Origin of the sequence: Streptomyces chlorus, from assembly GCF_042655885.1 — a bacterium.
GTDB classification, from domain to species: Bacteria; Actinomycetota; Actinomycetes; order Streptomycetales; family Streptomycetaceae; genus Streptomyces; species Streptomyces chlorus.
The window spans coordinates 24,301-46,272 of sequence record NZ_JBHSOA010000034.1 but is presented as its reverse complement, the minus strand read 5'-3'; the positions used below and the strand labels follow the sequence as shown (position 1 = coordinate 46,272).

General features: G+C 71.2%; 18 protein-coding genes. 2 read left to right on the top strand and 16 right to left on the bottom strand.

The genetic code is table 11. The annotated features are described in order from the left end of the window. Window positions 1-45: 45 nt before the first annotated feature. From ACFPZI_RS16335 to ACFPZI_RS16310, 6 genes are all read right to left on the bottom strand, one after another. A complete protein-coding gene (locus tag ACFPZI_RS16335; protein ID WP_381363681.1) occupies window positions 46-1,440 on the bottom strand; it encodes an MFS transporter in 1,395 nt (464 codons plus the stop codon). Window positions 1,441-1,542: 102 nt separating this feature from the next. Next, entirely contained in the window at window positions 1,543-2,340 is a 798-nt protein-coding gene (locus tag ACFPZI_RS16330; protein ID WP_381363679.1) for a 3-hydroxybutyrate dehydrogenase, read from the bottom strand. A gap of 120 nt (window positions 2,341-2,460) precedes the next feature. Further along, window positions 2,461-3,891: a 3-hydroxybutyrate oligomer hydrolase family protein gene (locus ACFPZI_RS16325; RefSeq protein WP_381363677.1), complete on the bottom strand. Its 1,431-nt coding sequence runs from the start codon at window positions 3,889-3,891 to the stop codon at window positions 2,461-2,463. Between the two features lie 168 nt (window positions 3,892-4,059). Next, window positions 4,060-5,598 (bottom strand): extracellular catalytic domain type 1 short-chain-length polyhydroxyalkanoate depolymerase, encoded by a 1,539-nt coding sequence (locus ACFPZI_RS16320; RefSeq protein ID WP_381363675.1) that lies wholly within the window; start codon window positions 5,596-5,598, stop codon window positions 4,060-4,062. Between the two features lie 183 nt (window positions 5,599-5,781). After that, entirely contained in the window at window positions 5,782-6,441 is a 660-nt protein-coding gene (locus ACFPZI_RS16315; RefSeq protein ID WP_381363674.1) for a CoA transferase subunit B, read from the bottom strand. Window position 6,442: 1 nt separating this feature from the next. Next, window positions 6,443-7,225: a CoA transferase subunit A gene (locus ACFPZI_RS16310; RefSeq protein ID WP_381363672.1), complete on the bottom strand. Its 783-nt coding sequence runs from the start codon at window positions 7,223-7,225 to the stop codon at window positions 6,443-6,445. A gap of 968 nt (window positions 7,226-8,193) precedes the next feature. Between ACFPZI_RS16310 and ACFPZI_RS16305 the strand changes: the two genes are divergently transcribed. Next, window positions 8,194-8,394 carry a hypothetical protein gene (locus ACFPZI_RS16305; protein ID WP_381363670.1) on the top strand — a complete coding sequence of 67 codons (201 nt, stop codon included), beginning with the start codon at window positions 8,194-8,196 and terminating at the stop codon, window positions 8,392-8,394. 99 nt (window positions 8,395-8,493) lie between these two features. Here the strand turns inward: ACFPZI_RS16305 and ACFPZI_RS16300 are convergent, their stop codons facing one another. From ACFPZI_RS16300 to ACFPZI_RS16290, 3 genes are all read right to left on the bottom strand, one after another. Continuing rightward, on the bottom strand, window positions 8,494-9,321 hold the full coding sequence (locus ACFPZI_RS16300; RefSeq protein WP_381363669.1) for an ABC transporter permease: 828 nt from the start codon (window positions 9,319-9,321) through the stop codon (window positions 8,494-8,496). Next, window positions 9,318-10,253, bottom strand: coding sequence for an ATP-binding cassette domain-containing protein (locus ACFPZI_RS16295; RefSeq protein WP_381363668.1), 936 nt, complete (start codon window positions 10,251-10,253; stop codon window positions 9,318-9,320). The genes ACFPZI_RS16300 and ACFPZI_RS16295 overlap by 4 nt, the downstream gene beginning before the upstream one ends. A gap of 96 nt (window positions 10,254-10,349) precedes the next feature. After that, window positions 10,350-11,432 carry a lysylphosphatidylglycerol synthase transmembrane domain-containing protein gene (locus tag ACFPZI_RS16290; RefSeq protein ID WP_381363666.1) on the bottom strand — a complete coding sequence of 361 codons (1,083 nt, stop codon included), beginning with the start codon at window positions 11,430-11,432 and terminating at the stop codon, window positions 10,350-10,352. A gap of 405 nt (window positions 11,433-11,837) precedes the next feature. Between ACFPZI_RS16290 and ACFPZI_RS16285 the strand changes: the two genes are divergently transcribed. Beyond that, window positions 11,838-14,153 (top strand): peptidoglycan recognition protein family protein, encoded by a 2,316-nt coding sequence (locus tag ACFPZI_RS16285; protein WP_381363664.1) that lies wholly within the window; start codon window positions 11,838-11,840, stop codon window positions 14,151-14,153. Between the two features lie 306 nt (window positions 14,154-14,459). Here ACFPZI_RS16285 and ACFPZI_RS16280 read toward each other — a convergent pair whose 3' ends face one another. The 7 genes from ACFPZI_RS16280 to pelF all read right to left on the bottom strand — a co-directional run bounded on the left by ACFPZI_RS16280 (window position 14,460) and on the right by pelF (window position 21,903). Beyond that, a complete protein-coding gene (locus tag ACFPZI_RS16280) occupies window positions 14,460-15,308 on the bottom strand; it encodes an endo alpha-1,4 polygalactosaminidase (protein ID WP_381363662.1) in 849 nt (282 codons plus the stop codon). 29 nt (window positions 15,309-15,337) lie between these two features. After that, window positions 15,338-16,012, bottom strand: coding sequence for a spherulation-specific family 4 protein (locus ACFPZI_RS16275; protein ID WP_381363661.1), 675 nt, complete (start codon window positions 16,010-16,012; stop codon window positions 15,338-15,340). Beyond that, entirely contained in the window at window positions 16,009-17,004 is a 996-nt protein-coding gene (locus ACFPZI_RS16270; protein WP_381363659.1) for an NAD-dependent epimerase/dehydratase family protein, read from the bottom strand. The genes ACFPZI_RS16275 and ACFPZI_RS16270 overlap by 4 nt, the downstream gene beginning before the upstream one ends. A gap of 6 nt (window positions 17,005-17,010) precedes the next feature. Next, the gene (locus tag ACFPZI_RS16265) at window positions 17,011-17,724 is read right to left on the bottom strand and encodes a sugar phosphate nucleotidyltransferase (RefSeq protein ID WP_381363657.1); all 714 of its coding nucleotides are present in this window, start codon (window positions 17,722-17,724) and stop codon (window positions 17,011-17,013) included. A gap of 80 nt (window positions 17,725-17,804) precedes the next feature. After that, the gene (locus ACFPZI_RS16260; protein ID WP_381363656.1) at window positions 17,805-18,806 is read right to left on the bottom strand and encodes a GDP-mannose 4,6-dehydratase; all 1,002 of its coding nucleotides are present in this window, start codon (window positions 18,804-18,806) and stop codon (window positions 17,805-17,807) included. Window positions 18,807-18,937: 131 nt separating this feature from the next. Continuing rightward, on the bottom strand, window positions 18,938-20,329 hold the full coding sequence (locus ACFPZI_RS16255; RefSeq protein WP_381363655.1) for a hypothetical protein: 1,392 nt from the start codon (window positions 20,327-20,329) through the stop codon (window positions 18,938-18,940). Next, entirely contained in the window at window positions 20,326-21,903 is a 1,578-nt protein-coding gene (gene pelF / locus ACFPZI_RS16250; protein ID WP_381363653.1) for a GT4 family glycosyltransferase PelF, read from the bottom strand. The genes ACFPZI_RS16255 and pelF overlap by 4 nt, the downstream gene beginning before the upstream one ends. Between the last annotated feature and the right edge of the window lie 69 nt (window positions 21,904-21,972).

Here is a 21,972-nt window from a genome sequence, read left to right as displayed (position 1 = left end):
CGGACCGCGGCACGGTGGCCTTTGGGCCTTTGGGCCTTTGGGCCTCTAGACCCGGTCGGTACTGGCGACCGGTGCCTCTTGCCCCTGCTCCTTCGGCGTCGAACCAGTGATCGAGGCGGTCAGGTCGCGACCGCGGGTCTCCTTGATGACGACGGCGGTGATGGCGGTGATCACCGCGGAGGCACAGACGTACACGGCGATGGGCGTCCAAGACTCGTAGCGCCTGAGGAGCTCGACGGCGATGATGGGGGCGAGAGCGCCGGCGACGATGGAGGCGAGCTGTGAGCCTATGGAGGCCCCGGAGTAGCGGACCTTGGTGTCGAACATCTCGGAGACGAAGGCGGCCTGCGGTCCGTACATGGCGCCGTGGAACAGCAGGCCCACGGTGACCGAGAGGGTGATCACGGTGAAGGACTCCGTGTCGACCAGGGAGAAGAAGAAGAAGATCCACACGGCCATGCCGATTGCGCCGATCAGCGTCACGGGCCTGCGGCCGATGCGGTCGGAGAGTGCTCCCCACAGCGGGATGGTGAGGAAGTGGACGGCGGAGGCGATCAGGACGGCGTTCAGCGCGGTGCTCTTCGGCAGCTCCAGGTGGGTGACGACATAGACCAGCAGGAAGGAGGTCACGATGTAGTAGGAGATGTTCTCGCCGAACCGGACGCCGATGGCCCCGAGCACCTCACGCCAGTTGCGGCGGAAGACCTCGATGACGGGCGCCTCGTCCTTGATGCCCTTGGCGGCGTCCGCTTCGGCCTTGGCCTTGGCAGCGAGGAAGACCGGCGATTCGGACACCGAGATGCGGATCCACAGTCCGACCGCGACCAGGACGCCGGAGAGCAGGAAGGGGACGCGCCAGCCCCAGGAAAGGAACGTTTCCTCGGACTGGATGGTGGCCAGCAGCGCGAGAACGGCGGTGGCCAGCAGGTTGCCGGCGGGGACGCCGGACTGCGGCCAGGAGGCCCAGAAGCCGCGGTTCTTGTCGCCCCCGTGCTCGGAGACGATCAGCACGGCGCCGCCCCATTCGCCGCCCAGGGCGAAGCCCTGGATCAGGCGCAGGACGGTGAGCAGGATCGGGGCGCCGACGCCGATGGTGCCGTAGGTGGGCAGCAGGCCCATGGCGAAGGTGGCGCCGCCCATCAGCAGCAGGCTGAGCACGAGCAGCTTCTTACGGCCGATCTTGTCGCCGTAGTGTCCGAAGACCATGCCGCCGATCGGCCGGGCCAGGAACCCGATCGCGTAGGTCATGAAGGCGAGCAGCGTGCCCACCAGCGGGTCGCTGCTGGGGAAGAAGAGGGTGTTGAACACCAGCGCGGCGGCGGAGCCGTAGAGGAAGAAGTCGTACCACTCGACGGTGGTGCCGATCAGGCTCGCACCGACGATGCGGGCGATGCCGCCGGAGCGGGGCTCGCCCGGCTTGGCGGTTGTGGTCTCGGTCATGGGTTCACCGGTTCTGGGATGAGGGTGCGGGTGCGGGGACAGGCGTGGGGGGAAGTCATGGGGACAGGAACGACGCATGGGCGTCGCCCGAGAGGCGGCGGGTCAGTTGGCGGTCCAGCCGCCGTCGAGGGGCAGTGAGGTGCCGGTGATGTAGCTGCTGTGGTCGGCGCACAGCCACAGCGCGGCCGCGGCGACCTCCTCCGCCTCCAGCAGGCGCTTGATGGGTGAGCGGGTGAGCAGCACATCGGTCAGGACGTCGCCGGGACTGATCCCGTGCGCGGCGGCCTGGTCGCGGATCTGGTTCTCGACCAAGGGGGTGCGGACGTAGCCGGGGTTGATGCAGTTGCTGGTCACGCCGTGGGCGGCACCCTCGAGCGCGGCCACCTTGCTCAGGCCCTCCAGCGCGTGCTTGGCGGTGACGTAGGCGGACTTGTAGGCGCTGGCCCGCAGTCCGTGGACGCTGGAGATGTTGATCAACCGTCCCCAGCCCCGCGCGTACATGTGCGGCAGGCTACGGCGCATCAGCAGGAACGGGGCGGTGACCATCACCTGCTGGATGAGGGCGAACCGCTCCGGCGGGAACTCGGTCAGGGGCGCCACGTGCTGCAGGCCGGCGTTGTTGACCAGGATGTCGACCTCGGTCGGCAGCGCGTCGATCGCGGCCGGGTCGGCCAGGTCGACGATGTGTGCCTCGCCTCCGATTTCCGCGGCGACCTCCTTGGCCGAATCGGCGTCCCGGTCGACCACGTGCACGGTGGCGCCGGCCGCGGCCAGCGCCACGGCGCACGCCTTGCCGATGCCGCTGCCGCCGCCGGTGACCATGGCGGCCCGGGACGTCAGGTCCACGCCGGCACCGGGCGGCGCCGGGCGGGCGGTGGGAGGAGGGAGTTCGCTTGTCATGGCCGGAAACAGTACGGATGCCTGGTGGTCACACCTACGTATGTGACCAACACAGTGAGGGATATTTCTATAGCGGCCCTACCTATAAGCGAGGTGGGAAGTGACGCGCGCCGCGGTGTGTCATCCGTCGAGGCGGCAGCCGGTGAGCAGGGCCGCCGGATCGGCGGCCTCGGGCCTGGCGACGGTGTGACTCGCGGGCGGGCGATGCCCGGTGGTGAGCCACTTCTCCAGGGCGGTGAAGGACGACCGGTGGCAAGGCACGAGGGGCCGCAGCCGGCCGGGGAACGCGTCGACGAGGGAGTCGGTGTGCGTGCCGTCCTCGATGCGGTAGTAGCGGTGCAGGCCACTGCGGCCCGCGTCCTTGATCATGCGGGCGTAGACGTCCGAGTCCTGACTGATGGGCAGCAGGACGTCCAGGGTGCCGTGAATGGTGATCAGCGGCTTGCCGATGCGGCCTGTCAGTTCGATGCGTTCCACGGCCTTGTGGACACCGGCGGGGCGGGTCGCGTAGTCGTAGTCGGCGTCGCAGCCCGGGACCTCCCCAGGGGCGCAGTACGGCGTTCCGGCCTCTGTCGGGCCGTCGAAGGCGGGGTCGAACTCCTCGCGGTGGATGCGTTGGGTCAGGTCCCAGTAGACCTGGTGGTGGAACGGCCACAGGAACTCCGAGCCGGCCGGGAAGCCGGCGCGGTGCATTTCCTCGCGTGCCTGGTCGGCCGCGGGTCCGCCCGCCGCGTAGGTGGGGTAGTGCCGCAGGGTGGGCGGCAGGAAGGTGAACAGGTTGGGGCCCTCCGAGCGCCAGAGGGTGCCTTCCCAGTCGATTCCGCCGTCGTAGAGCTCGGGGTGGTTCTCCAGCTGCCAGCGCACGAGGTAGCCGCCGTTGGACATGCCGGTGGCCAGGGTGCGCACGGGCGGCCGGTGGTAGCGCTGGGCGACCACCGCGCGGGCGGCGCGGGTGAGCTGGGTGACGCGGGTGTTCCATTCGGCGACGGCGTCACCGGGCCGGGAGCCGTCGCGGTGGAAGGCGGTACCGGTGTTGCCCTTGTCGGTGGCGGCATAGGCGTAGCCGCGGGCGAGCACCCAGTCGGCGATGGCCCGGTCGTTGGCGTACTGCTCACGGTTGCCGGGGGTGCCGGCCACCACCAGGCCGCCGTTCCAGCGGTCGGGCAGCCGGATGACGAACTGCGCGTCGTGGTTCCAGCCGTGGTTGGTGTTGGTGGTCGAGGAGTCGGGGAAGTAGCCGTCGATCTGGATACCGGCCACCCCGTCGGGGACGGTGAGGTCCTTGGGAGTGAGTCCGGCCCAGTCCGCCGGGTCGGTGTGGCCGGAGGCCACGGTGCCCGCCGTGGTCAGCTCGTTCAGGCAGTCGGCCTGCTGATGAGCGGCGCCCGGCACCCGCAGGTGGGACAGCTGGGCGCAGTGACGGTCCGCGGAATCGGGAGCCGGCCGGGCCGCGGCCGAGGAGGGGAGCAGGGCCGCGGCAGCGGCCAGGGCGACAGCGCCGATGACGGTGCGCCGTCTCCGGCGCGAGGTGAAGCCGATGAGCAAGGCCACGGAGAGCCTCCAGTGTGCGACGTGTGGACGGGCTGGAGGCTAGGCGGCACGGCATGCACAGGAATATGTGTGTGCCCAACATGGCGGCGATCCCCATCAGATGGGCTCCCACCATGACGGGCACGGCCGTAGGCGCCGTGACAGCACCTACGGCCGTGACCGGTCACCTCAGGGGCAGGTTCCGTCGGCGAGGATGAAGTAGCCGGTGGGTGACTCCTTCAGGGTGTGGGTGACGGCCATGTTGTACAGGCCCATGTTCTGGTGGGAGCCCTTGGCGTAGGTGTAGCCGCCGCTGGTCGTGGCGCGTCCCGCCTGGACGTGGGCGTAGTTGGTGGCGGTCCAGCAGGCGGCGGTGGCGCCGGTGGTCCGCGCGGTGACCGTGCTGGAGAGCTGCCCTGTCCGGCCGGCCGCGTCACGGGCGGCGACCACGTAGGTGTGGGAGGAGCCCGGGGTCAGACCGGTGTCGGTGAAGGACGTGGTGTCCGTCGTGGCGACCGGGGCACCGTCGCGGTGGACGGCGTAGCCGGCGGCGCCGTCGACGGAATTCCAGCTCAGGCCGACGGTGGTGTCCGTGACGCCGGTCAGGGCCAGGCCGGTGGGAACGGGCAGTCCTTCGGGCTCGGGGTCGGAGCCGTCCAGGCCGAAGAACTGGGCGATCCAGTAGCTGGAGCAGATCGAGTCCGGGAAGTGGGTGGTGCCGGTGCTGCCGCACTGCTGGGCCCCGCTGCCCGGATCGACCGGCGTGCCGTGGCCGATGCCCGGAACCCTGTTCACCTCGACGGCCACCGAGCCGTCCGCTGCCGCGTGCTCCTCGTGCCGGGTGGAGTTCGGGCCGATGGCGGACGTGCGGGTCGGTGTCTGGGACAGGCCGTGCAGCGCCGTCCACTGGTCGCGCAGTTCGTCGGCGTTGCGCGGTACGACCGTGGTGTCCTTGTCGCCGTGCCAGACGGCCACGCGCGGCCACGGACCCGACCACGAGGGGTGGGCGTCCCGGACCTTCTGGGCCCACTGGGCCGGGGTCCGGTCGACTCCGGGGCTCATGCAGGGGAAGGCGGCGCTGACGTCGTCGGCACAGCCGTAGGGCAGCCCCGCGACGACCGCGCCGGCCTGGAAGACGTCCGGGTACGTCGCGAGCATCACCGACGTCATGGCACCGCCGGCGGACAGGCCGGTGACGTAGGTCCGCCCGGCGTCGACGCCGTAGGCGGAGACGGTGTGCGCGGCCATCTGCCGGATCGACGCGGCTTCGCCCTGGCCTCGGCGGTTGTCGGAGGTCTGGAACCAGTTGAAGCACTTGTTCAGGTTGTTCGAACCCGTGGTCTCGGCGAACACCACGAGGAATCCGTACCGGTCGGCGATTTCGGGCAGGCCGGAGTTGTCGGCGTACGTCTGGGCGTTCTGGGTGCAGCCGTGCAGGGCGAACACCACCGCCGGCTTGGCGGACAGGGACGTGGGCCGGTAGACGTACATGTTCAACTGGCCCGGATTGCTGCCGAAGCCGGTGACCTTGGTCAGGCCGACCGCGGCGTGGGCCGTCGGCGCCGGACCGGCCAGGGCCGCCGCGAGGACGAGTGCCACGACGCCCACGAGACGGGACAGCAGTCCGCGCCACAAACCCCCCGCCGGGCGCGGCAAGGGATCGGCGGGCGGTGCGGACGGGATACGGGACGGCCGGGCGGTGGTTCCCCGGAAAGGCGGTGGTTGCATGGCGGCTCCTCGGTGCAGTGGGGGAACCGGACCGCTCCTTGGGGCGTGGGTCGGTCGGAGCGGCCCGGTGCCCGGCACCGTAGGGGTCGTTCAACGAGCAACGGTATGGCAGGGAGCACCACAGCCTGCTTGCCACGATGTGGACCCAAACCGGTTGTGCCGCCGGGCGGCACCTGCTACTACTCAGACACTGGCCACCGTCTCCAGATGCGAGGGAACGCGCAGGTCGGCCCCTGTCGCGGCACGTACGTCGTCGAGGCCGACTCCGGGAGCGAGTTCGGCCAGCGAGAAACCGTCCGGCGTGATGTCGATGACGGCGAGATCGGTGATGACGCGCTGGACGACGCCGGTTCCGGTCAGCGGCAGATCGCACTCCGCGACGAGCTTGGGACTGCCGTCCTTGGCGGTGTGCTCCATCAACACGATGACCCGGCGTGCCCCGTGCACCAGGTCCATGGCACCGCCCATGCCCTTGACCATCTTCCCCGGGATCATCCAGTTCGCCAGGTCCCCGGAGGACGACACCTGCATGGCGCCCAGCACGGCGGCATCGATGTGCCCGCCGCGGATCATGCCGAAGGACAGCGCGGAGTCGAAGAACGACGCCCCGGGCAGGGTGGTCACCGTCTCCTTGCCCGCGTTGATCAGGTCCGAGTCGATCTCTTCCTCGAGCGGGTACGGGCCGACGCCGAGGATGCCGTTCTCGGACTGCAGCACCACCTCGACGCCCGGCGGGAGGTGGTTCGGGATCAGCGTGGGCAGGCCGATGCCGAGGTTGACGTATGTGCCGTCCACCAGTTCGCAGGCGGCCCGGGCCGCCATCTGCTCGCGAGTGAGCGCCATGTCAGGCACCGCCTTCCTGCTCGGTCCGCACGCACCGTCGTTCGATCCGCCGGGTGGCGGCCGGGTCATCGGGAAAGACCCGGACCACGCGCTGCACGAACACCCCCGGCAGGTGCACCTCGTCCGGATCCAGTTCACCCGGCTCCACCAGATGCTCGACCTCGGCGACGGTGACGCGCCCGGCCATCGCGACCAGTGGGTTGAAGTTGCGGGCCGAGGAACGGAACACCAGGTTGCCGTGACGGTCCCCGATGGTCGCCCGCACCAGGGCGAAATCGGTCCTGATGCCCTCCTCCAGCAGGTACTCACGATCGTCGAAGACCCGCGTCTCCTTCGGCGGCGACGCCACCGCGACCTGCCCGTCCGCGCCATATCGCCAGGGCAGCCCACCATGTCCGATCTGCGTCCCGGCCCCGGCCGGCGTGTAGAACGCCGGGATGCCCGCCCCACCGGCGCGCAGCCGTTCCGCCAGCGTCCCCTGCGGCACCAACTCCACCTCCAGCTCGCCGCTCAGGTACTGGCGGGCGAACTCCTTGTTCTCCCCCACGTACGAACTGGTCATGCGCGCGATCCGGCCGGCCCGCAGCAGAAGCCCCAGCCCCCAGTCGTCCACTCCGCAGTTGTTGGAGACGACCTTGAAACCACCCGCACCCCGCTCCAGCAGCGCGGCGATCAACGCACTCGGTATGCCGCACAACCCGAACCCACCGACGGCCAGTGACGCCCCCTCGGGGATGTCCGCCACCGCCTCGTCCATGCTGTCGACCGTCTTGTCCAGCCCCATACTGCCCCTCTACGCCAAGGGGCGCGTACGCCCCGAACGGCCCAGGCGCGCACATCGTCCGACCTGTGCGCCATGACCTTTTCAACGACGAGACGACCCTAAGGACGCACGACAGCCGACCGGTATGGCTGCTTCCGACACCTTCCGGCGGGGCAGAGTGTGGCTCGCGACCAGGCCCAGCGGAAAGGCACACGCCCGGGCTCACAGACCTCGCGGCCGGCCGCCATAGCGCCTGCAGCCACACCTGCGGCTTTCAGCTATGCGATCCAGCCATAGCAGCAACGATCCGACCGTTTCGCCCCTCGGACCGGTCAGCCCCATCCGCACGAGCCGGAAGCATTCCTACCGCTCGGCCCGGAACTTCCCGGGCCTCTGTGGCTCCCGCTCCTTGCGGATCGCGAAGTCCGTCCCACCTCTTGAGCCGGGGTGTCGCAACGACCACTGGATCCGAAGTGGTCCGGCGGGATTTCGTCGTCCCACACGCTCTCACACAGGTCTCACCGACTGTGCGGACTCCCCCGGCCCATGAGGCCCTGACCTGGCATCAAGCACCTGTCCTGGATCGGCCGGACGCCCTTGGACGCTCGGGACGGCCTGTGCCATGTGGTACCCAGTGAGGGGCCCAGGATCAGCACGGGCGCGTCTTCCGGCCCGTCAAAGCGGTATTGCAGGGTGTTCGGTGGTGCCTCGCTCACCCGTCTGCCCCTCTCATGTATCACGAGGTCTCACATGGCCGGGACGGCCCTAGCGGCTTTTTCCCTCTCCTCACGCACCGAGTCGGAACGCTGGCGCCGGGTTCGTTCGGCCCATGGCTCGGGCGACTGCACGTCCGCGGCGACGGGCGGCCAGGCCGTCCACGAAAGCCGCCTGGAACCGGCCCGCCTGCTGCTGGGGGTCGATGTCCCTTCCGCGTCCGCATCCCCTCAGCGGAATGCCGCCGGACACGACACGGCCGGAACACCGGCGCCGTGTGCGATGAGGAAGGAGACGAAACCGACGACTCCGGCGTGGACGACGCCGGACAGAGCCGGCTCGGGCGGCTTCCTCAGGTGATCGACGGCGGCGAGGCCGTCCTCGCCGTACCCGGCGCAGGTACGGCCGCAGTGATCGTCGATCCTGCGGTTTTGAGGTCTGGCAGGACTCTGCTGCGCAATTCGCCGGCCCCGTAGGAACAGCCGCTCGGAGCGCCGGGCATGGCCGCGTCGCCGCAGGTCGCGGAGTGCGGTCCTGCGGCCCCGAGGAAGTGTGCAGCAGAGTCCGGCAGGGGCTCACACCGCCTTGCGATAGAGCCATACGCCCAGTGGTGCGAACACCAGCACAATGCCCGCGTTCCAGGCGAGCGCCTGCCATACGTCCTGTGCGGTCGGCCCCCCGAGGACCAGGGCACGGACCGCTTCGGCGGTCATAGACACCGGCTGGTGCTGTGCGAACGCCTGCAGCCATCCGGGCATGGTGTTGACGGGGACGAACGCCGCGGACGCGAAGACCAGAGGGGCCAGGACGGGAAATGCCGCAGCCTGAGCGGTCTCCGGGTCGCCGACCGCCATGCCGACCACCGCGAAGATCCAGGACATCGCGAATCCGAAGGACAGCACCAGCAGAATCCCGCCGAGCAGCGCCCACACACCAGCGTGAATGCGGAAGCCGATGGCGAACCCCACCCCCGTCATCAGCGCCACCACGAAGACGTTGCGCCCGAGATCCGCTATGGTCCGCCCCACCAGCACCGCGGATCTGGCCATCGGCAGCGACCGGAATCGCTCCATCAGGCCGGTCTGCATGTCGGTGGCCAGGCCGATCGCCGTGTTCATGGCCCCGAAGACCGCTGTTTGCACGAAAATGCCTGGAATCAGGAAGTCGACGTAGCTGACTCCATGGAGGGCCGGCGCGACGACACCCCCGAAGACGTACCGGAACATCAGCACAAAGACCAGTGGCTGGATGGTCGAAAACACCAGCAGTCGCGGTATTCGTCGCAAGGCGATCAGATTTCGCCATGCGACGGTCAGACCGTCCCCGGCGGTCCGTACAAGTCGCACTCCAGGCTGGGCGAGCAGTCCGGGGCGCTGAGCGGATTCGGTGGCGGCACGGGTCATGACCGGTCCCCGGTCAACTGCAGGAACACGTCGTCCAGGCTGGCTTCCCGTACGGCGACGGTAATGGGCACCAGGCCGTGCGCGTCCAGCAGTCGGAGCACGTCCAGCAACTGGCGTGATCCGTCGCGTGAGGCCAGGCGAACTCGGGATGCGTCGGTGCGGGGCGACTCCGCGAAGTGTCCCCGCAGCAGTTCGGCCGCCCACAGGGCCCGCTCGGCTTTTCCCATGTCGAACTCGATGACGGCGCTGCCCAGGTGCGCTTTGAGGCGAGCCGGAGTGTCGTCGGCGATCACCCGTCCCCGGTCGATGACGACCACCCGATGCGCGAGTTGGTCGGCCTCTTCCAGGTACTGAGTGGTCAGCAGCACGGTTGTACCGCCATCGACGAGGTGTCGGATCATGTCCCAGAGCGCGTTGCGGCTGTGCGGGTCGAGGCCCGTGGTGGGCTCGTCGAGAAAGAGGACCGGTGCGTCAGGAACGAGCGCGGCGGCGACGTCCAGGCGTCTCCGCATGCCGCCGGAGTAAGTCCGCACGGGCCGCTCGCCCGCGGTGGTGAGGTCGAACTGTTCCAGCAGTTCGGCCGCGCGGGCCCGGATCCTGGAGCGCCGCACGTGGGTGAGCCGTCCGATCATGCGCAGGTTCTCCCGGCCGGTGAGGTTGCTGTCCACCGCCGCGTACTGCCCGGCCAGCCCGATCAGGACCCGGACGGTCGCCGCTTCGCGGACCACGTCGTGCCCGAGGACTTCGGCGTGGCCCGCGCTCGGGCGCACGATCGTCGTCAGAATCCGAATCGCCGTGGTTTTGCCCGCACCGTTGGGCCCCAGCAGGCCGAGGACGGTACCGGGCGGGACTTCGAAGTCCACTGAGTCCAGTGCCATCACCGTCCCGAACCGCTTGCTGAGACCGGTGACACTGATCGCTGCCTGGCCCACCGGCCCACCTCTCGGCGTAGCGGAGAACCTGCCCCATTCATTCTCACCCCACGGTCGGAAGGCGTCGACCGGGAAGGACTACGGCGACAGCACGCGTCATGTCTCCGGTTCTCTGCGTTCGGTGCGGGCCCGCCGGTGTGAGGCGACCGTGAGGCCGAGCCAGCTCGCCCAGCCGATCGGCTGTGGGGCCCAGTAACTCGCGATCCGGTACAAAAGTGTCAGTGCGATGGCCTGATCGACGCGCAGCCCGTAGAACACCAGGAGCGCGGCAAGGCCGGTTTCCACGATTCCGAGGCCGCCGGGCGTGAGCCGCAGGGCTCCCGCCAACTGGGTGAGAACGTAGGCGACCATCGTCCCCGGCCAGGGCAGCGCGATACCCAGTCCCCATGCGCAGGCGCCGAGGCAGGCTACGTCGAGAACCCAGTTGGACACGGCTAGGGCGAACGGCATCAGCCATGGGCGTACGCCGGGCTGCTTCGCTCTCACGTGTCGGACGAGGTGGGACAGCCCGTCCTCGACGCTCCACATGCGGGGGGAGCGGACCCCGATCCGCCGCCACGCGCGCCAGGCCCGGCGCCGCACGGGTGGGAAATGCGCCAAGGCGACCGTCCCGGCGGTGACGGAAACGAGGGCCGCCGTCAGCCAGAGCACCGCAGCGCGCAGGCCGGCAGCAGACCCTGCTCCTCCACCGGCCAGAACACCGGCCACCAGCAGGGAGAACAGGGCGAGACCGGACATCACACCGGATACCGCGAGGACGGCCCCCGCGAGCACCGGCGACACACGGCGGCGCCGCAACTGCCGGAACAGCCAGGCAGCGGCGAACGCCGCGCCGGCGGGGAGCGCCCCGGCCACCGCGTTGGCCGCCATGACCATCGCAGCCACACGGCCGAACCTCAGGCGGGCGCCACCCGCCCTCAGCAGCCACCATTGCATCGCCGCCGTACAGACCAGGGACAGCGCCTCGAGAAGGGCGGCCAGTCCCAGCCGCCCCGGCGGGACCGCCCCCATCAGACGCAGGGCCAGGACCAGGTCGTGGCGCCGGTTCACAGCGACGACCGCAGCCGCCGACACGATGACGGCCGACACCAGCCACCACCCAGGACGCAGGGCCCGTACCGCCGGCGGACGGGACACCGGGTCCCCGGCACCGTCCGGTCCGCCCGCGTCATCCGCCATACAGGCCACGTTACGGGGAGGCTCGCCGCCGACACGGCAAGCTGCGGCCGGTCAGCGCGACGCCCGGGCCCGCCACCGCCCGGCCTGTCTCGGAGGCCGGCTCCCGGCGGATCCGCCGACCTCGCACCCTCTCGGTCCCGACAACGGTCTCGCTCATCTGGCGTCTCTCCTTGATCAGCAGATCCGCCGTTGATCAGACCCTCCCACAGATTGCGGTGATCTCCCTCACTCGGACCGGTCTGGTCGCCGTGCGGCACATGGCCGGTTTTCGATCTTCCTGTGCCTGATGCGTCAACCCGGTCGTACAACCTTCACCGGGTCGTGGGAGTCTCCCGTGCGGCCATCCGTTCCGATAGCCGGCCGCCGCCCTGTTTCTCCCTGACGAACAAGGAACTTTCGACTGTCATGCGCACTCCACGTCACTTCTGGAAGACGGCCGCCATTGTCGCGGCCGGGCTGTCCGGGGCCCTTGTCCTGCAGAGCATGACGGGTCAGCAGACCGGCAGCGCCCCCTCCAACGGCGCACCGGGGCCCGTCACCAGCAAGGCGGAGACGACCGCGCTGGGGATGTCCGGGGACGGTACCTCCGCGTCGCTGGGCAAGCGGGACACCGGACCGTTCAGCATGCTCGGCGTGACCTGGTCCGCCCCGTCCGCCCGTGTCGCCGGCACGGTCGAGGTCCGCACCCGGCAGGCCGGTACGCAGAGCTGGTCGTCGTGGCTGAGTCTGGACGGCGACAGCGGCCAGGGGGAGAGCGGCGCGCTGCGCGGCGGAACCGAACCGGCCTGGGTGGGCCCGTCCGACGGCGTCGAGGTACGCGTCGACGGCGAGGGCACCACGCGGCTGCCGAAGGGGCTGCGGCTGGACCTGGTCGACCCCGGCAGCGGCGAGGTCACGGCGCTGGATCCGGCGGCGTACTCGCTCGACGAGGACGAGACACCCGACCCCTCGGTCTCCGAGCCGGACCCGGACCCGGCCCCGGACACCGAGCCGGGCACGGACGCGAGCACGGACCCAGGCACCGCTCCGCAGCCGGACGGGACCGTGTCCGGGACTCCCTCCTCGGAGCCGGCGGTGCCCGCGCCGTCCTCCCCCGAGCCCTCCGTGCCAGAATCCTCGGAGTCCGAGCCGTCCGCCTCCTCCTCACCCACCGCCTCGCCCAGCCCCTCGGTGAGCGTTCCGCCCGCGCCGCCGTCCACCGCGCCGAGCCCGCCGATCACCACCCGCGCCGCCTGGGGCGCGGACGAGTCGATCAGTCCGGAGGAACCCGGCTATCTGCCCGGCGGCCGGATCAAGGCGGTCGTGGTGCACCACACCGCCGAGTCCAACGACTACACCTGCGCCCAGGGCCCGGCCGTGGTCCGCGGCATCTACGCGTACCACGTCAAACAGCTCGGCTGGAAAGACGTGGGCTACAACTTCCTGGTCGACAAGTGCGGCACGGTCTACGAGGGCCGCAAGGGCGGGACGGACCGGCCGGTGATGGGCGCCCACGCCTACGGCTTCAACGCCGAGACCACCGGCATCTCCGTCCTGGGCACCTACACCTCCACCGCGCCCTCCACCGCGGCCATGACCTCCGTCGCCCGCATCGCCGCCTGGAAGCTCGGCCAGTACGGCGTCGACCCCACCGCCGCCGCCACCCTCACCGCGGGCGACAGCGGACGCAGCTACTTCGGGAAAACCTGGGCCAAGGGCGCCCAACTGTCCCTGCCCGCCATCCACGGCCACCGCGACGGCTACAACACCCAGTGCCCCGGCGACGCCTTCTACGACAAGCTCGCCACCGTCCGGGCCTGGGCGGGCGGCGCGGTCTCCGGCCTCACCCTGAAGTCGGTCACCGGCGCCGGGGCGTCCGGCTCGACGACCTACACCAAGAGCTCGGTGACCGTGAACTGGTCGGCCACCACCCCGTCCGCCCTCATCGCGAAGTACGAACTGCTGGTGGACGGCAAGGTCGCCGCCACCACCGCCGGCACCGCCACCTCCGCCAAGGCCACCCTGACCGCCGGCACCCACAAGGTGGCCGTCCGCGCCGTCCACCAGTCCGGCAAGGCAACCACGACGGCCGCCGCGACCGTCCTCGCCGAGACCACCGCCCCCACCTTCACCACCAAGCCGAATCTGGCCCTGCGCACCGGCACCGTCAACACCACCGCCGTCCCGCTGACCCTGAAGTGGAAGGCCACCGACGGTGCCGCGCTGAAGGAGGTCCGGCTCACCGCCCCGACCGCGAAGACCTACGGCCCCACCCTCACCAGCGCCCACCACACCGCCAAGTCCGCCACGGCCACCGCCTGGTCGCTGAAGGCCTACGACCAGGCCGGCAACACCGCCACCGCCTCGGTCACCGGCACCCCGGTCATCCTCCAGGAGACCTCCGCCACCAAGTCCGGCACCTGGAGCACCAAGTCCTCCTCCAACTACCTCGCCGGCAAGTCGTACACCAGCTCCGCCAAGAACGCCTCCCTGACCTGGACCTTCACCGGCCGGTCCGTCGCCTGGGTCGCCTCCCGCGCCACCACCTCCGGCCAGGCCCACATCTACGTCGACGGCGCAAAGACCGCCACCGTGGACCTGAAGTCGTCCACCACCAAGTACCGCGACGCCATCTGGACCAAGACCTGGAGCACGAGCGCCAAACACACCGTCAAGATCGTCGTCGCCGGCACCGGCGGCCGCCCCGCGGTCACCACCGACGGCCTCGTGTACCTCAAGTAACCACCGTCCGCCCCGGCGGCCCACACCCGCATGGGTCCCGTTCGCACACGCGCGAACGGGACCCATGCGGGTGTGGGCTCGCAACTCGGGAACGGTGAGCCGGCGTCCGTACCGGGCCAGGAACTGGTCGGCGATGTCATCGTCCGGGCCCGCGCCCAAAGCCGCACGACGTCGTAGCCCGCTGCGCGGCGCAGCCCCGCCGGGGCATGCCGGCGGGGCTGCGTCTTCTCCCCCTCTCTCCACCGCCGGCCGCCGTAGGGCCCGGGTGTCATGCTCCGGAAGGGGAGAACGGCCGGATCCCCCGGTTCAGCACGGGTCCCGCCACACCCCCAGTTCCAGCTTCTTCCGCATGGACGAAAGCCTCAGCTCGCGGGACTCGGCACAGAACTCTCCGGTCGACTCCGCGTACTCCACGTGGAAGACCGCCTTGCCCGCCTCGATGAACGGAGTGAGCTCGGCGCACTCGCCGTACTGCGCGCACTCCTCGTTGACGGCGAAGTCGAAGTCGTCCACGAGGTGCGGGATCTGCGGCAGGTCGTTCTTGAGGCCCACCGACAGACCGCGTTCGTGTGCGATGTCCGCGATCATGCGGTTGTAGCGGATCTGGTCGGCGGCGGTGAGCGGGAACCCGGTGTCGTGGTCGTAGCCCTCCACCAGGTCCGGCTCCACCGCGTCGAAGCCCTTGTCCCGGCACATGTCGAACCGCCGCTCCATGATCGGCTTCAGCACGGCGATCCGGCGGATGTCCAGCCAGCGCTCACCCTGCCAGCCGTTGGTCCTGCCGAGAACGGAGCGCGGGAACGCGTCCTGGTCGGGCCGGAAGTCCTCCCAGGCGCCGACATTGACGTAGCAGATCACCTTGCGGCCGTCGCGGTGGAGGCGGGCCACGTCGGCGGCGGTGTTCTCGAAGCCGTCGATGTCGTAGACGGGCACCTCGGCCGACAGGTCGGCCCGGCCGTCGAGCTGCCACTGCCAGTCGAGCCCGGGGCGCGGGCGCCAGGGTGTCTTGCCGGGAGTGGGGGAGGTCCCGGTCGGGGCCGGTGAGGTGCGGGGCGGTGCGGACCGGGCGGCGTCCGTGTTCCTGGCGCCGTCCGGGCCGGAGCACCCGGTCAGGGCCGTGGTGGCCAGCACGACCAGCGCGGCCAGCACCGCCATCGCGGGCGCGTATGGTGGAGGTTTTCTGCTCATGTCCGTCCCTCGTCTTCGGTCACGGTCAGGGCAGGTGTCAACTCTGCCCAGGGATTGGGAAGTTCACCTGTCACGGGGCCGCAGACCCCCGCGCCGCGGTCCTGCGCGGTGCGTACGGCCAGGGGCACGAGCGCTTCGGGCACACCGTAGACAAGGTGGCAAAGCCGTTCCGGTGGGGGCGGCTTCGCCCGGGCGGAGCGGCTGAACGCGGCGACGTAGGTGGACCAGTGACCCTCGAAGGTGACGGTCAGGTCGGCGAGGCGGACGTAGCCGGGCGCCGGGTCCACGCCGGGGTTGAGCACGACGGTTCGCGCGCCGGTCCGGCGCAGGGACCGGACCAGCCTGCGGCAGCCCGGCAGGCCGTCCGGCCCTGCGGTCACCCGGTCCAGGAAGCAGCCGTCGACCGTGTACCACTCCCGGTGCCGGCGCGCGTCGGCGATGACCGCGGACGGGTCCCGCGCGCCGTAGTCGGTGTCGACGTAGCCGAGCAGCCGGGCGCCCGCCGCCCGCAACGCGTCCGCGACCGCCGCGAAGGCCTGGTCCGGGCCGGTCCCGGGGCCGTTCGCGGGGTTGAGCACGACGGCGTAGGTACGGTCGGCGGCCGTGACGAGCCGGTGCCAGGCGCCCGGGTCCTCGGCCGGATGGACGTACAGGGGGATCAGCAGACTCACGGCGAGCGGTCGCCTTCCGTGCCGGTGGTGCCCTTCCCGGTGGTGTCCTTCCCAGTGGTGTCCGTGCCGCCCGCGCCCGTGCCGCCGTCCGCCCACAGCGCGGCCAGTGACTCCTCGAGGGTGTACGAGGGACGCCAGCCGAGTGCCTCGTCCGCCGCCGTGATGTCGGAGCACTGCCACGACACCGCCGCCGAGCGGCCCGAGCCTCCCGTGGGCCCCGTGTCCTCCTCGATCCGTCCCCCGAAACCGGCCCGATGGGCCAGCATGTGCACCAGGTCGCGCACGCGGACCGCCTCGCCGCCGCCGATGTTGAGGACGGGCGGGAGCAGCCCGGCCGCCGTGACGGCGAGCACCGCCGCGCGCGCGACGTCGCGTACGTCGACGAAGTCGCGGTACGCGGACAGGTCACCGAGCCGCAGCATCGTCCCTGCCCCTGTCGCCGCGCCGGCCTCGCGCAGCAGGGCGGCGACCCGGCCGGGCAGGCCGGTGGGCGGCGCACCCGGTCCCACCGGGTTGCCCACGCGCAGCACCACCGCGTCCAGGCCGGAGGCCGTCACCGCCACCGTGCCCGCGAGTTTGGTCGCGCCGTACGCTCCGAGCGGGCGGGTCGCCGCCGTCTCTGTCACCTTGGTGCCGGGTTCCCCCGGGCCGTACTCGGCGGCCGACCCCAGATGTACCAGACGTGCCCGGGGTGCGGCCTGCCGCAGTGCGGCGCACAGGACGGCGGGGCCACGGGCGTTGACCTCGGCCAGGGTGACCGCGTCCCCGCCGGTCGCGCCCGCACAGTTGATCACGGCGTCCGGCGCTGCCTCCGCCAGGGTCTTGGCCAGCCGGTCCGGGGAGTCGGCGGCCAGGTCGATGCGCAGACCTGCGCCGCCGGCCCCCGTGGATGAGCGGCCGGCCTCGGGCAGGTGCGTGTCCGGCAGACCGCGCAGGTGTGCGAAGACATGACGGCCCAGGTAACCGGTGCGGCCCAGGACGAGAATGCGCATGGGCGCTCAGGCTCCCTTGAGCAGCATGGACTTGCGGGTGCTGAACTCCGCGTTGGCCCGGTCGTAGTCGTCCGGACGCCCGATGTCCAGCCAGTACCCGTCGAACTCGTAGGCGTGCGGCGGGCGCTGGGCGGCGAGGAGGTCCAGGACGAGTTCGTCGAAGCCCAGCGGGAGGCCGGGCGTGTAGCCCTCGAGCGTCGAGCGGGACAGCCCGTAGACACCCATGGAGACGTGGTAGTCCATGCTGGGTTTCTCGGTGAAGGCAACGACCCTGCTCGCCTGCGTGGTCAGCACGCCGAAGTCGATGTGGACCTCGCGGGCGTAGGTCGCGATGGTCAGCGGGGCACCGGACTCCCGGTGCCGGTTCAGGACGTCGGCGTAGTCGAGGTCGGTCAGGACGTCGCCGTTCATCACCAGGAAGGTCTCGGGCAGCCGCTCACGCAGCGTGAGCAGGGGGCCCATGGTGCCCAGGGGGTTCTCCTCGGTGGCGTAGTCGATGTCCATGCCCCACTGGGAGCCGTCGCCGACATAGGCGCGGATGATCTCGCCGAGGTGGCCGATGGCGATGGTGCAGTGGGTGAAGCCGGACGTGGCGAGCTGGCGCAGCACGATCTCCAGGATGGCGTGCTGGTCGCCGATGGGGACGAGCGGCTTGGGAAGGGCTGTGGTGTAGGGCCGCAGCCGGACGCCCTTGCCTCCTGCCAGTATCACTGCGTGCATGGGGCTTCTCCTTCGGATCCTTCGTGTTCCCCAGGGACGTGCCGGACGCGGATCGGGTGGTACGGGTCGGATGGGGCGGGTCAGATGTTGTAGATGCCGGCCTTGTAGCGGGCCAGGTTGGCCGGGTCGCGGAAGAACTCCACGGTCCGGGCGAGTCCTTGCTCCAGCGTGTGGGCGGGTTTCCAGCCGGTGGCGGCGGCGAGCCGGGTGGCGTCGGCGACCAGCCGCATCACCTCGGAGTTGGCGGGCCGCAGCCGGGCCGTGTCCTCCCGCACGTCGAGGGCGGTGTCCATGACCTTGCCGATCAGCGCGACGAGGTCGCCGACCGAGATCTCCCCGCCGGTGCCGGCGTTGAAGGTGTGGCCCACGACCTGCTCGGCGGGTGCGGTGCCGACGGCGAGGAAGGCCCGCGCCGTGTCCTCGACGTAGGTGAAGTCCCGCGTGGGCCGCAGGTCGCCGAGGGTGATGGTCCGCTCCCCCGCCGCGACCTGGCCGATGACGGTGGGGATCACCGCGCGCATCGACTGGCGCGGCCCGAAGGTGTTGAACGGCCGCAGCGTCACCACCGGGGTGTCGAAGCTCGCGTGGTAGCTGTCGGCCAGCCGGTCTCCGCCCGCCTTCGAAGCGGCGTACGGGGACTGGGTGTTGATGGGGTGGTCCTCGGTGATCGGCACGGTTCGCGCGGTGCCGTAGGTCTCGCTCGTGGAGGTGTGCACCAGCCTCGGCGTGCTCAACTGGCGTACCGTTTCGAGCACGTTGAGGGTGCCGGTGACGTTGGTGTCCACGTAACTGTGCGGCGCCCGGTAGGAGTACGGGATCGCGATGAGCGCGGCCAGGTGGTAGGCGCAGTCGGCCCCTTCGAGCAGGCCGCGTACCGATCCGGGGTCCCGGACGTCGCCGAGGACGATGTCCACCTGGTCCAGGACGTCCGGGGACAGGGTCTCCAGCCATCCGTAGGAGGAGAAGGAGTTGTACTGGGCCATGGCCCGGACGCGGTGCCCTGAGGCGACGAGCGCTTCGGTGAGGTGTGAGCCGATGAAGCCTTCGGCCCCGGTGACGGCGGCGAGCGGTGCGGAGGTCAACTCGAGTGTCCTTCCGGTTATTTGAACGGGTGATGTGCAGCGGTGCCGAGTGGTGCGCGGTGTCAGGTCGTGGTGCGAGGGGCTGCCCGTCTGCCCGATGGCACCGGGGTGCGGGTGATACGCGCGGGCGGTCAGGCATGCACCGCCGGCCGGCCGAGCAGCCTCAGCACGCACGCCGACAGGCACAGGGCCGCGGCGCCGCAGCACAACGGCAGAACGGCCGGCCCCGGTGGCAGGCGCAGCAGGGTGACCAGGGCAACGCAGCCCGCGGCGGTCAGGCAGATCAGGGCGGAGGGCCAGGCGACGCCGAACGCCTGGAGCAGCAGGGCCGTCCACAGCGTCGCGGCGAGGAGCAGCAGCGCGGCCGGGTCGGCTCCGGTGAGGAGTGCCGCGGGCGTCAACGGCAGGAGATAGGCGAGCAGGCAGAGACCGAGGAGGCCGGCCGACCTCAGGAGGAAACCGGTGGGCGTCGCGGTCGCCCGCAGCGCCGCGACCGACCAGCCGCGGTAGCGGTACAGCAGCCACTCGGCCGGTCCCATGCTCACGGTCAGCACGATCACGGCGTACGGGTGCTGTCGGCCCTCCAGCAGGACCAGTGACGCCGCGGCGAGGCCGAACAGTCCGTAGGGCAGGGAGACCGGCAGCGGTGGTCGGTGCGCGCCGGGGGCGGGCGGGGTGCCGAGCACGTCCCGAAGCGACCAGCCGGCGGCGGCGAGCGTGGCCCCCAGCGCCAGCAGGGGCAGACCGAGCCTCAGCACGGGGCCGGGCTCCCCCCACGGCAGCAGCACGGCGCCGGCGATCAGCGGTGTCAGGGCTGCCAGCAGCAGCCGTTCCCGGGCGAGGACCAGCAGCGCCGAGGCGGCGGCCAGGTACAGCGACTGTGCGGCGGCGGCCAGGGTGACCGGTCCGCCGCCGGCCACCACGGCCGCGGTCGCCGTGGCCAGGGCCGCGCCGAGGGCGGCCCCGGTCAGCAGGGTGCGGCCCGCCTCGTGGCGCCCCGTCGCCAGGCGCAGGTGGGCGCGGTGCCCCAGTGCCTGGCCCCAGGCCCAGGAGACGACACCGGCCGCGATGAGGGCGGGGGCGTACCGCACGGCCTGCCACAGCGGTGCGGCGAGCAGGTAGGCGAGGCCCGGCAGGGCGAACAGCACGCCGCGCAGCAGGCAGCGCGCGGTGTCGGGACGCCAGGGGTCGGGGGCGGGCGCGAGCTCGGGAAACGTCCTGGGGACGCGTTCGTACAGGGCGGAAGCCAGGGAGAACAGGTTCGGATGGCCGTACCGCTGCCGGACGGCGTCCGCGGACAGCCCTTCCGCCTCCAGCAGCGCGGCCACCTCGTAGGGGTGGACGGCGGGGCCGATGCGGTCGGCCAGGCCGGCGGCCAGCCGGTCCACCTCCTCCTGGCCCGGGACGGGCCGCGGTAATCGCACGACGAGGGTGGGGTCGTCGGCCGGGAAGGTCCGCGGCAGCCGTAGGGCGAGGGTGTCCTGTTCGGCTCCGCCCGGCTCCAGTGCCATGGGGCCGCTCATATGGCCACGCTCCTTGTCGCCATGGGTGACGGAACCTGTGTGCGCTCGTCCGGGAACGGTGCGGCAGGGCCGGCCGACCGCTGTGCGTACGTCCCCGTACCGTCCCGTGTTCCCGCCTCGGCCGGCTGCCGCCGGGTGCCGGACAACTCCAGGTAGATGGCGCGGAAGGTGTCGACGGTCCGGCGCAGGGTGAACTGCTCGATCACCCGGAGCCGGGCCGCCTCCCCCATGGCCGCGCGCCGCGCGGGATCGCCGAGCAGTTCCAGCGCGGCGGCGGCCATCGCGGCCGGGTCCCGTGGCGGGACGACGAGACCCGTGTCCCCCACCGCTTCGCGGACTCCGCCGACATCGGTGGACACCGTCGCCCGCCCGCAGGACATGGCCTCGATCAGTGTGAAGGGAAAGCCCTCGCTGATGCTGGAAAGCATCACGACGTTGCCGGCGGCGTACGCGTCCTTGATGTCGTCGACGCGGCCCTCGAAGGTGACGGCGTCCCCGTGACCGAGTTCGGCGGCGAGGGCCTCGCACCGTTCCCGGTAGGCCTCCCCGCCCCGGGGTGTCCCGCCGAACAGCCGCAGCCGGACTCCGGGACGTTCCGCCCTGACCAGGGCGACGGCCCGGATGAGGGTCTCCAGGTCCTTGATCGGGTCGACGCGGCCGGCCCAGCTGAGGGTCGGCACGTCCGGTTCGGGTCCGGCCGGCGGGAAGGCGTCCGGGTCCACCCCGTTGTAGACCGTGCGGATCGACGCCGGGTCGGCCCCGCCCTCCTCCTCCCACAGCCGGTTGTAGCGGTTGCCCGGCGTAATCAGGGCGGCCCTGCGGTAGCTCTCCTCGGCCAGCAGCCGGAAGAAGCCCAGGACGAGCGCCTTGACCGGCCAGCGGTAGGGGCCGGTGCGGTAGCCGAGGTAACGCTCGCGGAGGTAGACGCCGTGCTCGGTGAGGAGCAGGGGAACACCGTGCCGTTCCAGGGCGGCCAGTCCGGGCAGGACGGCGACACCTCCGCTGACCGCGTGGGCGACCCCGTCCTTCGGCAGGGGCGCGGCCAGCGGGCGCAGGACGTGCTCGAGCAGTCCCGTGGCGGTGACCGCGTCGTGCAGCGTGGGGCGGGCCTCACGCACGACCAGGCCCCGGCGGTTCCACACGGCGGTCAGCACGGCGATCGCCCGGTCGCCGCGCAGGAACGGGCTGAGGGTTCCGCCGGCGGCGGCCCGCGCCATGGTGTACAAGGCCGGGGCGAATCCGCTCTCCGCGCACGGGTCGAGCAGCGCCGTCAGGAACTGCTCGTAGGCACCGGCCAGGACTTCGCGCGGACGCCGCCTGGGCGGGCGGCCCTCCGGCGGGGTTCCCCACATCGGGACGGTCAGGACGTTCGAGACATGCGCGGGCAGGTCCCACACGACGGGTTCGCGGCCGGTGCCGGTGACGGCGAGGACGTCGAAGTCGATGTCGGGCATGCCACGGACGAGTTGGTCGCACCAGACGCTCACCCCGCCGTGACTGTGCGGATAGGTGCCTTCGGTGAGCAGGGTGACGCGCGTCGCGCGGGGGCGTGACGCGCCGTGGTGAACGTGCATCGGTGGGCTCCACGGCCGGGTGCGGGGTGTGGGAGGGTCGTGCAGGGCCGGGTCCCGGCCCCCGGTCAC

Bases quoted from the DNA above. Each gene is read 5' to 3' on its own strand.
- ACFPZI_RS16335 (WP_381363681.1), bottom strand. From the start codon at position 1,440: ATGACCGAGACCACAACCGCCAAGCCGGGCGAGCCCCGCTCCGGCGGC.
- ACFPZI_RS16330 (WP_381363679.1), bottom strand. From the start codon at position 2,340: ATGACAAGCGAACTCCCTCCTCCCACCGCCCGCCCGGCGCCGCCCGGT.
- ACFPZI_RS16320 (WP_381363675.1), bottom strand. From the start codon at position 5,598: ATGCAACCACCGCCTTTCCGGGGAACCACCGCCCGGCCGTCCCGTATC.
- ACFPZI_RS16315 (WP_381363674.1), bottom strand. From the start codon at position 6,441: ATGGCGCTCACTCGCGAGCAGATGGCGGCCCGGGCCGCCTGCGAACTG.
- ACFPZI_RS16310 (WP_381363672.1), bottom strand. From the start codon at position 7,225: ATGGGGCTGGACAAGACGGTCGACAGCATGGACGAGGCGGTGGCGGAC.
- ACFPZI_RS16300 (WP_381363669.1), bottom strand. From the start codon at position 9,321: ATGACCCGTGCCGCCACCGAATCCGCTCAGCGCCCCGGACTGCTCGCC.
- ACFPZI_RS16290 (WP_381363666.1), bottom strand. From the start codon at position 11,432: ATGGCGGATGACGCGGGCGGACCGGACGGTGCCGGGGACCCGGTGTCC.
- ACFPZI_RS16285 (WP_381363664.1), top strand. From the start codon at position 11,838: ATGCGCACTCCACGTCACTTCTGGAAGACGGCCGCCATTGTCGCGGCC.
- ACFPZI_RS16280 (WP_381363662.1), bottom strand. From the start codon at position 15,308: ATGGCGGTGCTGGCCGCGCTGGTCGTGCTGGCCACCACGGCCCTGACC.
- ACFPZI_RS16270 (WP_381363659.1), bottom strand. From the start codon at position 17,004: ATGCGCATTCTCGTCCTGGGCCGCACCGGTTACCTGGGCCGTCATGTC.
- ACFPZI_RS16265 (WP_381363657.1), bottom strand. From the start codon at position 17,724: ATGCACGCAGTGATACTGGCAGGAGGCAAGGGCGTCCGGCTGCGGCCC.
- ACFPZI_RS16255 (WP_381363655.1), bottom strand. From the start codon at position 20,329: ATGAGCGGCCCCATGGCACTGGAGCCGGGCGGAGCCGAACAGGACACC.
- pelF (WP_381363653.1), bottom strand. From the start codon at position 21,903: ATGCACGTTCACCACGGCGCGTCACGCCCCCGCGCGACGCGCGTCACC.